The following is a 10,259-nucleotide window of genomic DNA, read 5'->3' on the forward strand; positions in this document are numbered from 1 at the left end:
CCCACCGACCGGTGGGTGCCCGCCCGTTGCCGTTCCCGTCAGAGGGCGTTGGTGAACGCGGCGGCCAGGGGCGCGGCCACGGCCGAACCGCCGCCGCCCCCGTCGACCACCACGGCGAACGCCACGTCGCCCTTGTACCCCACCATCCACGCGTGGCTGGGGAGCTCATCGTTCTCGTCTGCGTCCTCGGCGGTCCCGTACTCGGCGGTGCCGGTCTTGCCGAACACCTCGCCCTGGAACGGGACGTTCTCGGCCGTGCCGTCGGTGACGACCGCCCGCATCATCCCCCGCAGCGCCTCCGCGTTGGCGATCGGCCGCGGCTCGGGCAGCTCGGTGGCGGCGGGCTCGGTCACCAGCACCGGGTGGCGCCAGGAACCGTCGGCGACGGCGGCGGGCACCGTCGCCATGTGCAGCGGCGAGGTGAGGATCTGGCCCTGGCCGATGCTCTGCGCGCCCAGCATGGTGCTGCTGTCCACCGGCGGGAAGGACGGCTCGAAGGCGGGGACGCCGATGTCCAGCGGGGCGTTCATGCCGAACTGCTCGGCGCTGGCCTGGAGGGTCTCGCCGCTGAGCTGCGCGCCGACCCGCTCCACGAGGGCCGTGTTGCAGGAGGTCGCGAACGCCTCGGTCACCGACTGGGCGCCGTACTCGGCCCCGCCGGCGTTGCGGAACGGCCAGCCGCCCAGGTCGTACTCCTCGGGGCAGTCCAGGGAGGCGTCCATGCCCATCCCGTTGTCCAGGAGGGCGCTGTAGGTGACGATCTTGAACGACGAGCCGGGAGGGTACTGGCCCTCGAAGGCCCGGTTGAACCCGCCGGGCACGTTCACCGCGGCCAGGATCTCCCCGGTCGAGGGCCGGACCGCGACCAGGCCCGCGGGGTCGTCGGAGTCGATGATGGCGCTCGACGCCGCGTTCTGGATCCCCATGTCGATGCTGGTGGTGATGTCCTGTCCGTCGGACCCGTCCAGGGTGGCGACCGTGTTCTCCTCGGTCGCCTCCAGCGAGGCGGGGTCCTCGGCCTGTGCGGCGTCCACCATCAGGATGGTGGTCGCCGCCTCGCCGGCCAGCTGCTCCTCGTAGGTGAGCTGGAGGCCGCCGAGGCCCACCGTGTCGCCGACGCTGTAGGCGGGGCCGAGGCGTTCGAGGTCCTCCTCGGTGGCCTCCCCCAGGGAGCCCGCGATCATCTGGAGCGAGCCGGAGATCGCGGCGCCCTCCAGGGGGGTGCCGTCCGCGGCGAGGACCTGCCCCCGCTCGCCCCACACCGCGGTGCGGGCCAGGACCTGGCCCTCGCCGAGTCCGGGGTAGGCGACCTCGGGCGAGAAGTCGATCCACCACGCGCCGTCCTCGCGGATGAGGGGGAGCTCCCCCTCCCACCCCCAGTCGTCGGCGTTGGTCAGCGACATGGTGACCTCGTAGGGCGCGCTGCCGGTGCCGCCGTCGGTCGTGGGCGTGCCGACCTCCACCTCGATGGAGTCGACGCCCAGGCCCGCGTCGATGCCGCCGAGGATCTCGGCGGCATCGTCGCCCCTGGTCACGGCGGCCAGGCGCTCGTGGTCCTGCGCCTCCCAGGAGGCCTGGTACTCGGCGGTGGCCTCCTCGGGCTGGGGCATGGTCAGCACGTACCAGGACACGCCGCCGCCGACGAGCGCCAGCACCACCACCGCGGAGACGATGCCGATGAGCAGGCCGCGCCGCGACTTGCGGGGCGGGGGCGGGCCGGGGTCGTAGGCGTCGTCGGGCCCCTCGGGTCCCTCCGGGCCGCCCGGGCCCGAGCCGCCGTTGTACAGGTACTCGAAGCCCTGGCCGGACGCCGGGCCCGCCGCCGCGCGGTTCTCCGCGTCGTCGCGGTGGGGCTCGCTCCCCGGATAGGGGGTGTCGCCCTGGTGGACGGGCTGCCCCCGGTAGGGGTCGTCGTCCCAGCCGTCGTACCGGTCGTCCGGGGCGCCCTGCGCCGCGGGACGGGTCTCCCGCCCCGGCTCGCCGGGGCTCCGGTAGGGGTCGTCGCCCCACGTGCCGCCGCGGCCGTCCGGGCCCGGCCCGGACTCCGCCTGCGGCTCCTGCCACGAGTCGTGCGCGGGCTGGGGGCCGCTGGGCTCGCGGGAGGCGTTCCAGTCGCCGGAGGGGCCCTGGGCGGCGGGGTAGGGGGTGTCCCAGGAGTCGTCGGGCCTCGCGTCCGCGACGGGGGGGTTCCACGACTCGTCGGAGGGGGTCCTCCCCGAGGGGGCGTCCCATGCGTCCGGGGCGGGGGTCTCGCCGGAGGGGGCGTCCCAGGAGTCGCGGGGGCGCGCGTCCGCGTCGGCGGCGCTCCAGGTCCGGGCGGTGTCGCTCCAGGACTCGGTGGAGGGCTCCCCGCCCGGGGGGTTGTCCCCTGCGTCCGGGGCGGGGGAGCCGCCGGCGGGGGCGTCCCAGCTGCGGGGCCGGTCTGGGTCGGAGGGGGTGTCCCGTGCGCTCGGGGCGGGGGTCTCGGCGGAGGGGGCGTCCCAGGGGTCGCGGGGGCGCGCGTCCGCGTCGGCGGCGCTCCACGGCTGCGCGGAGGGTTCGCCGTGCCGGGGGGAGTCCCACCCGGAGGACGCAGCCCCGGCCGGGGGCGAGTCCCGGTCCGCGGACTCCCTGTAGGGGTTGTCCCACGTCGATGCCGAACGCTCGAAGGAGTCGTCCTCCTCCGGGTGTCCGTGCCGTCCCCGCTGCGGTTCCCACGGCTGGGCCGGAGCGGCGGGCTCCGGTTCGCCGGAGGACGCCGGGTCCGCCGGACGGGGGTGCTCGTAACCGAACCCCCCGCTCTCGGCCGGGCTCGGCGGTTGGGGCCGCCGGGGGATGCGGTAGGGGTTCTCGGGGCGCGAATCGCCTACCGGGGTCTCGTCCGACTGTTCGGGCGGCCCGGAGGAATCCGGCTGCCGGGGGGACCGTTCGTCCACGCCTGACCGTCCTTCGCTACGTTGCCTGGAGATACCACGATGCCCCGCTCCCACCTCGGTGGGAGCGGGGCACGAGGATGAAGGTCGGCATGGCGGTCGCCTCTCGGCGCGGGGCACAACGGGGCTCCTGGCCGTACGGTCACCCGCCCGAGGGCGGGGCCGGACGCGGTATTCCGCGAAGGCAATAGTTGAGGCCCGGGGGACACTTGCTACCACACCGACCAACAGTGACTCTAACCCATCAGCCGACGCCGTTGTTCCGGTACGGGGCGGCGATCGCACATGCGCAATCTCACGGTGGGAACCCGACCTGTGCGGGAAGGGGGTGCGGCCGGTCCCGCAGAGGGGCGCGGGACCGGCCGGGGAAGCTCACACGCCCTGTCAGGCCTGGCGTGCGATGCTGGTCTGTTCCTCGCGGGAGCGCAGCTTGAGGCGCTTGCGGCCGCGCTCGGCGCCCAGCTCCTCCTCGCGGGCCTCGATCCGCTGCCAGCCCTCCCAGGTGGTGTAGTCCACGCCGCGCTCCTCCAGCAGGGACCGGAAGGCGACCGGGTCGGGCTCGGCGGCGGGGGTGAAGGACTCGCGGTCGGCCACCAGGTTGGTGACCGTCTCCAGGGCGTCGCCCTTGGTGTGGCCGATGAGGCCCACGGGACCGCGCTTGATCCACCCCGTGGCGTAGACGCCGTCGATGTGGTTCTCGTCCAGGTCCAGGACGCGGCCGCCCGTGTTGGGGACGACACCGCGCTCCTCGTCGAAGGGCAGGTCGGCCAGGGGCGACCCCAGGTAGCCGATGGCCCGGTAGACGGCCTGGACCTCGTGGTCGACGTACTCGCCGGTCCCGCGGACGCCGCCTTCGCCGTCCAGCTCCATGCGCTCGGTGCGGAAGCCGGTGACCCGGTCCTCGCCGAGGATCTCCACGGGGCTGTGCAGGAAGTGCAGGTGCAGGCGGCGCTCGGCGCCGCGCGGGTCGCGGATCGCCCAGTTCTGGAGGACCTTGACGTTGGTCTTGACCTGGTTGGACTCCTCGCAGGAGCGGAGGCTGCCCTCGTCCATGTCGAAGTCCTCGGGGTACACGATGACCTCGACGCCGGGCTGCTTGTCGAGCTCGCGCAGCTCCATCGGCGTGGCCTTGCACTGGGCGATGCCGCGGCGGGCGAACACGTGGACGTCGGTGATCTGCTTGGCGCGCAGCCCCTCGTACACGTTGTCGGTGATGTCGGTGTCCAGCAGGTCGTCCGCGCTCTTGGCGAGGATGCGCGCGACGTCGACGGCGACGTTGCCCGCGCCGATCACGGCGACGCTGGTGCCCTCGACGTGCCAGGAGGGCGGGACGTCGGGGTGGGAGTCGTACCAGAAGACGAAGTCGGCGGCGCCGTGGCTCCCGGGCAGGTCCACGCCGGGGATGTCCAGCGGCCGGTCGCGGTCGCTGCCGGTGGAGAAGACGACCGCGTCGTAGTGGCGGCGCAGGTCCTCCAGCTTGAGGTCCACGCCGTACTCGACGTTGCCGTAGAAGGTGATCTCCGGCTTGTCGAGGATCTTGTGGAGGGCCCCCTGGATCTGCTTGATCCGGGGGTGGTCCGGTGCGACGCCGTAGCGGACCAGACCGTAGGGGGCGGGCAGCTTGTCGAGGATGTCGATGCTGACGGACGTGCCGCACGCGGACAGGGTCTCGTCCTTGGTGAGCAGGTCCGCGGCGTAGATCCCCGCAGGCCCCGCACCCACGATTCCCACTCGCAGTGGTCGCGTCATCGCACAGCTCCAAGTCTTCGCGCCAGAGTCGGACGCCATCAAAAGGTAAGGCTTGCCTAATCTATCCGGTGTTGGCACCGGGAAAACCTACTATAATGGTAGACAATTCCGCTCCCGCCCCCAGGGGCGTGGAAGGGGTCCGGCGCTGCCCTGCGGGCGGGCGCCCCTGGTGGGGGCGGGGTCCGCGGCGTTCCGCGGATGTCGCCCGTGGTCCTCAATCAGGGGTCAACGCCCCGTCACGGGCGAATCAGCCCCCGTGTGCCTGTGGGGAAAGTCACCCCTGTTCGAGCTCGGCCTTGACCGACGAGGCGAACCTCGGTACCTGCTCCTGGCCGGAGAGCTTGGCGATGGCGTCCATGACGGCGTCCGTCGCCTCCCGGCGCGGACGCGCCTTGTGGGCCTTGTCCTTCCAGGGCGACAGGTCCACCGGCTCGCCGAAGCGCACCCCCACGCGGTTGAGGGAGGGGACCCTGCGGCCCGGGGGCAGGATGCGCTCGGTGCCGGTCAGGGCCACCGGGACCACGGGCGCGCCCGTGGTCAGCGCCAGCCACGCCAGCCCCGTCTGTCCCTTGTACAGGCGCCCGTCGGGGGAGCGCGTGCCCTCGGGGAAGATGCCGAAGACCTCCCCGCCCTCCAGGACGGCCAGGCTGTTGTCCATGGCCTCCTGAGCGCTCTCGCCGGGGCGCCGGTCCACCGACAGCTGGCCGATGGCGCGCAGGGCGCGGGCGAAGAGGCGCCGGGGCAGGGTGCCCTCGTCGAAGAGCTCCTGCTTGGCGATGAAGCGGACCGGCCTGCGGCAGGCCACGCCGATGAAGAGCGGGTCGATCAGCGCGAGGTGGTTCGAGGCCAGGATCACCGGCCCCTTCGGGGGGACGTGGGCCGCGCCCTCCACGCGCTGCGGCCACACCACGCGGGTGGCCGGCGCGATGACGGCCTTGGCGGCTGCGTAAAGTGACACCATGAGGTCGCCTCTTCTCGGTGGGTGGTGGGTCCGTGGGGTGTACGGACTTACCGAGGGCTCCCGATGGTCCGCGCGCCCTCGAGCCTAGCGGGGGTCCGGAGCGGGAGGCGGGGCCGAGGCGCGGTCGGGACTGTTCCCTCGGACACTGCCGTGCCGTGGGTCACACGCGCTACGCTGATGGTCTAGACCTCTGGCGCAGGTCGGGGGCCCAGCATCCGGACGCGCTCGTGAAGCGAGGAAGAACAGCCATGCCGAAACTGGTCGACGTCAGCCACCAGATCACCGACGGGATGACCACCAGCCCGGGCGTCCCCCGGCCGGTCGTCCGGGAGGGGGTCTCCGTCCCCGGCGCAGTGCCCGGCCACGGCGACAGCAGCGGCCGCGTCACGATGGTGGGGGCCACGGGCACCTACGTCGAGATGCCCGCCCACCGCTACCGCGACGGCGCCGACCTCGCCGACCTGGACCTGGCACGCGTGGCCGGCCTCCCCGGCACGGTCGTCACCGCCGCGTCGTCCCCCGAGATCGGCCCGGAGGCCTTCGGAGGCCTCGACCTGCGCGGTCGCGCGGTGCTCGTGCGCACGGGGTGGGACAGGCACTGGCGGACCGAGGCCTACGGCCGTTTCGACCACCCGCGCCTGACCGAGACCGCTGCCAAGGCCCTCGTGGAGGCCGGGGCCGTCCTGGTGGGCATCGACTCGGTCGGCGTGGACGACACCTCGCCCGCCTCGGAGGGGGCGAGGCCCGCGCTGGCCGTCCTCCTCGCCGCGGGGATCCCCGTCGTCTCGCACCTGTGCCTGCTCGACCAGCTCCCCGAGGAGGGGTTCACCTTCTTCGCGGCGCCCCCCAAGGTCCGCGGGATGGCGGCCTTCCCCGTGCGGGCCTTCGCCCTCACCGACTGACCGCCGTCGGACGCGTGCCGGGGACCGCGCCCCCCGTACGCGTCCGCGCCGGCGCCCCGGAGCCCGGGGTCACAGGTCGGCGTCCACGTCCTTCTGGGCCCGGTTGCGCTCCCGCTGGGCCCGCCGCTCGACCTCCTGCTGGGCGGCGCGCTCGTCCTGGGCGACGGCGCTGGTCATCGAGTTGGACAGCGCCCGCAGCTCCATGTTGATCCGGGGGTAGGCGGCCAGCCTCGGCAGCGCGCCCAGCCGCGGCGTGCGGCGCTCCTCTATCGCCGAGATCAGCTCCCCGAAGGCCAGGTCCACCCTCTGGAGCGTGATGACGCCCACCGGTTCGGGCTTGCGGTCCTGCGCCAGCGCCGCCAGGGCGAGGTAGCCGATGCGCTGGGTGGCCACGACCACGGGCCACAGCGGCCGGGTCGAGGCGGCGCGCGGGACGTCGCCGATGGCGCTCTCGTACACGCCGCGCAGGCTCACCAGGGCCGCGCGCATGTCGCGCCGGAGCCGGTAACGGCGCCCGGGGCCGATCTCCACCTCCTGGTCCAGCACCGCCAGCATGCACTGGCGGGTGGTCGCCAGAACGCCCGCGATGGCCTGCGGCAGCCGGGTCGCCGACGCCTTGCGCCACAGGAGCAGCGAGCCCGCCATGCCGAACGCGGACCCCACCACGGTGTCGATGATCCGCGACTCGGCCAGCGCGGTGATGGGGTGCGGCGAGGCCGTGTAGGACAGCAGCAGCGCCATCGGGGTCAGCAGCACCGAGGCGTAGAGGAAGTTGCGCCCCACCACCAGCTGCGTGGCCCCCTGGAGCACCCCGGCCAGCACGATGACCGCCGCCAGCGGCAGGTCGAGCATCAGCAGCCCGGCGCCGACGACCACGCCCAGCAGGGTGCCCAGCGAGCGCTGCACCGAGCGGTTCATCGTCAGCACGACGTTTCCGGCCTGGAGGACCGCCGTCGTGGTCAGCGCCACCCAGTAGTAGTGGTCCAGGCCCAGCCACAGGCCGAACACCCCCGCCGCGGTGACCGTCACCCACATGCGCAGCGCGGTCGGGCGGATGAGCGAGTCCCCGCTCAGGCTGGAGCGCAGGGCGCCCCACAGCGCGGGGTAGCGCTCGTCGTGCAGTGTCTCCGTGCGCTCGTCGTCCTCCTCGTCCTGGCTCGCCCGCCGGGCCGAGTGCGCGGCCCGGGAGAGCAGCGAGTAGAGCCTGGCCTCCAGCGAGCGCGGGCGCATGCCCCGGCGCAGTTCGTCCAGGGAGTCGGGGTCCGGGGCCCGGCCGGGGTCGGCCACGGCCAGGGCCAGGGCGTCGGCGTACTCCGCGACCTCCTCCGGAAGCGGGGAGGGGCGCGCCATGCACACCTGCGTCGCGGCCAGGTGGATGTCGGACACCCACCGGAGCAGGGCGCGCAGCCGGGCGGCCTCGGCCGTGGTGCGGTAGCCGCGGGTCTGCCCCAGCAGGACGATGCGCCAGGCGTCCGCGAGGGTCGTCGACGCCTTGTGCTGGGCGTGGTCCAGGTCCGGGGTCCCCACGGAGCGCAGCAGGGAGCCCAGCGCGCGGAAGGCCGCGGCCACCGCCTGGTACTCGGGGTGCCGGGCGCGCAGGGGCGCCCCCGACATGGAGACGGCCCACCCGACCGCCGCGCCCAGGGCCGCGACCAGTGCGTGCAGGGGCACGTCGGCCAGGGTCCCGGGGGCGATCGTGGAGATGGTGGCGACCAGCACGAAGAACATCGGCCCGGGCTTGTCGACCCGCCAGGCCGCGCAGACCCAGGTGGCGACCCCGGCGGTCAGGCCGATGGAGGCCACCGCCGCCCACGGGGACAGGGACGCGGCCATGGAGTTGACCGCGACGGCGGCGACGAAGCCCAGGCCCACCAGGGCGAGGGCGGCGGAGCGGTAGGCGTAGGGGGTCTTCTTCTCGTACAGGACGGTCATGGACCCCAGGGCGGCCAGGGTGCCGATCTGCGGGCCGAAGACGAGGGCGGCCAGGGCGAACGACACCGTCATCGCGATGGTGGCCTGGGCCGCGGTGGTCCACGCCCACGCCCCGGCCTCCAGGCCGAAGACGGCCTTCAGGTCCACGCGGGGGCGGGGGCGCTCTCCGACCTGGGCCCGCCGGGGCCCCTTGTCCGCGTCCGCACCGGGACCGTCGTCGGAGGCGTGGGAACCGCCCAGGTTCATCGGCCCGGTGTCTCCTGTGGTTCCCAGATCTCGCACGGCTTCCATCCTAGACCGGGATGAACCGGTACTTAGGTGACTACTTGGACGACTGTTGTACCGCAGTGGCGGCCGAGGCGACAGCCTCGTCGCGCTCCGCCTCCGCCCGCTCGGCCCGCTCCACCGCCCTGTCGCGGGCCTCCTCCGCCAGGGAGAGGCGGGCAGCGGCGGCCTCCCTGGACTCCGCGAGGGTCAGTTCGGCGTTGCGGCGCTGGGAGTCGAGTTCCGCGGCCAGGCGCTCGCGGTCGGCCGTGAGCCGGTCGAGTTCGGCCGCCAGGCGCTCGCGCTCGGCCGCCGCGGCCGCGCGGTCGGACTCCAGCCGCTCCTGGGCGCGGGCCAGCTCGGCGCCGAACCGCTCCCGCTCGGCGGACAGCTCCTCGGCCGACCGGTGCGCCTGCGCCTCGGCGCGCTCCGCGCGGGCCAGGGCGCTCTCCGCCGCCAGGACCGCCTCGTCCCGGCGGCGCGCGTGCTCCGCGGTCTCGGCGCGCAGCCCCTCCGCCTCGGCCCTGGCGTGCTGCACCCGCCGCGCGGCGTCGGCGCGCTCGCGGTCGAGCTCCTCCGCCGCCCGGGCGGTGATCCCGGCGATCCGGCGCTCGGCCGAGGCCAGCCCGGCGTTGGCCTCCGCGGTGGCGGCGTCGCGCTCGACGGCGGCGGCGCGTGCCGCGGCCTCGTGCCGGTCGCGCTCCTCCAGGGCGGCGTCCCGGGCGGACAGGGCCTCGTCGGCCATCCGCTCGGCCTCCTGGGCGGCGGCCACGGCGGCGGCGGCCGCGTCCTCCGCGACCCGGCGCGCGGTCTCGGCCTCACGCCGGCGGTTCTCCGCCTCCAGCCGGGCCCCGTCGGCCTCCGCGGCGTGCCGCGCGCCCGCGAGGCGGGCCGCCTCCACCTGGGCCTCGGCGGCGGCCGGATCGGTCATGGTGGAGAAGGCCTCGGTCGCGGCCCGAAGGGTGGCGGTGAGCTGCTCGCTCTGCACGGCGAACCGGGTGAGGAGGTCGTCCGCGCGCAGGCGCGCGGCGGTGACGGGCTCTGCGCCCGGCGCCGGGGAGGCTCCGGGCGCCGGCTCCTGGGCGGCCCGCGCCGCCTCCTCCTGGCGCTCGGCCTCCTGGGCCTGGCGCTGGCGTTCCTTCCAGGCGCGCCACCGGGTGTGCTCCGGCAGTCCGCAGTACTGGGAAGGACGTCCGGGGGAGGACGCGCGGGGCACCGGCCGGTCGCAGCCGGGGAAGTTGCAGGTGTTGGAGTCGGAGGTGGCCACGGGGTGAGCGTAGCGGTTCGCCGCCGCCCGCCGCCGGGGTGTGTCGCCCTCCCGCGACGTGAGGGGTTCGGGCCCGCGGGGCGGCCCCGTGCCCGCGGCCCCGCCCCTGCCGGGCAAGCTTCCCGCGGGGGCGTGGGGCGGCGCGTCGGCGTCATCGGTCCCGAGGAGCCGGACGGGACCGCGCTGCCCGGGGTGAAAGGCGCCGCGCCCCGCACCGGACAGGATCGGTGCGGGGCGCGGCGGGGGCGCCTGCCGGGGCGCCGTCCGGGCCC

General features: G+C 74.9%; 6 protein-coding genes. 1 reads left to right on the forward strand and 5 read right to left on the reverse strand.

Annotated features, from left to right (window positions below; genetic code table 11):
* Nucleotides 1–38 precede the first annotated feature (38 nt).
* From ACWGL3_RS27860 to ACWGL3_RS27870, 3 genes are all read right to left on the reverse strand, one after another.
* The gene (locus tag ACWGL3_RS27860) at nucleotides 39–2,915 is read right to left on the reverse strand and encodes a penicillin-binding transpeptidase domain-containing protein (RefSeq protein WP_452461969.1); all 2,877 of its coding nucleotides are present in this window, start codon (nucleotides 2,913–2,915) and stop codon (nucleotides 39–41) included.
* Between the two features lie 381 nt (nucleotides 2,916–3,296).
* Nucleotides 3,297–4,643, reverse strand: coding sequence for an FAD-dependent oxidoreductase (locus tag ACWGL3_RS27865; RefSeq protein WP_267950347.1), 1,347 nt, complete (start codon nucleotides 4,641–4,643; stop codon nucleotides 3,297–3,299).
* Between the two features lie 292 nt (nucleotides 4,644–4,935).
* Complete coding sequence (locus ACWGL3_RS27870) at nucleotides 4,936–5,619, reverse strand: lysophospholipid acyltransferase family protein (protein WP_267950348.1); 684 nt, start codon at nucleotides 5,617–5,619, stop codon at nucleotides 4,936–4,938.
* Nucleotides 5,620–5,870: 251 nt separating this feature from the next.
* Here ACWGL3_RS27870 and ACWGL3_RS27875 point away from each other — a divergent pair, with 251 nt between their 5' ends.
* The gene (locus tag ACWGL3_RS27875) at nucleotides 5,871–6,524 is read left to right on the forward strand and encodes a cyclase family protein (protein ID WP_452461970.1); all 654 of its coding nucleotides are present in this window, start codon (nucleotides 5,871–5,873) and stop codon (nucleotides 6,522–6,524) included.
* A 69-nt stretch (nucleotides 6,525–6,593) separates the two neighbouring features.
* Here ACWGL3_RS27875 and ACWGL3_RS27880 read toward each other — a convergent pair whose 3' ends face one another.
* Both ACWGL3_RS27880 and ACWGL3_RS27885 read right to left on the reverse strand, forming a co-directional pair.
* Nucleotides 6,594–8,702 carry an FUSC family protein gene (locus tag ACWGL3_RS27880; protein ID WP_378552565.1) on the reverse strand — a complete coding sequence of 703 codons (2,109 nt, stop codon included), beginning with the start codon at nucleotides 8,700–8,702 and terminating at the stop codon, nucleotides 6,594–6,596.
* A gap of 76 nt (nucleotides 8,703–8,778) precedes the next feature.
* Nucleotides 8,779–9,987, reverse strand: coding sequence for a hypothetical protein (locus ACWGL3_RS27885; RefSeq protein ID WP_267949455.1), 1,209 nt, complete (start codon nucleotides 9,985–9,987; stop codon nucleotides 8,779–8,781).
* Between the last annotated feature and the right edge of the window lie 272 nt (nucleotides 9,988–10,259).

This window comes from Nocardiopsis sp. NPDC055824 (assembly GCF_053616335.1).

Excerpts from the sequence above, each read along its gene's own strand:
- ACWGL3_RS27875 (WP_452461970.1), top strand. The coding sequence starts at position 5,871 with ATGCCGAAACTGGTCGACGTCAGCCACCAGATCACCGACGGGATGACC.
- ACWGL3_RS27880 (WP_378552565.1), bottom strand. The coding sequence starts at position 8,702 with ATGAACCTGGGCGGTTCCCACGCCTCCGACGACGGTCCCGGTGCGGAC.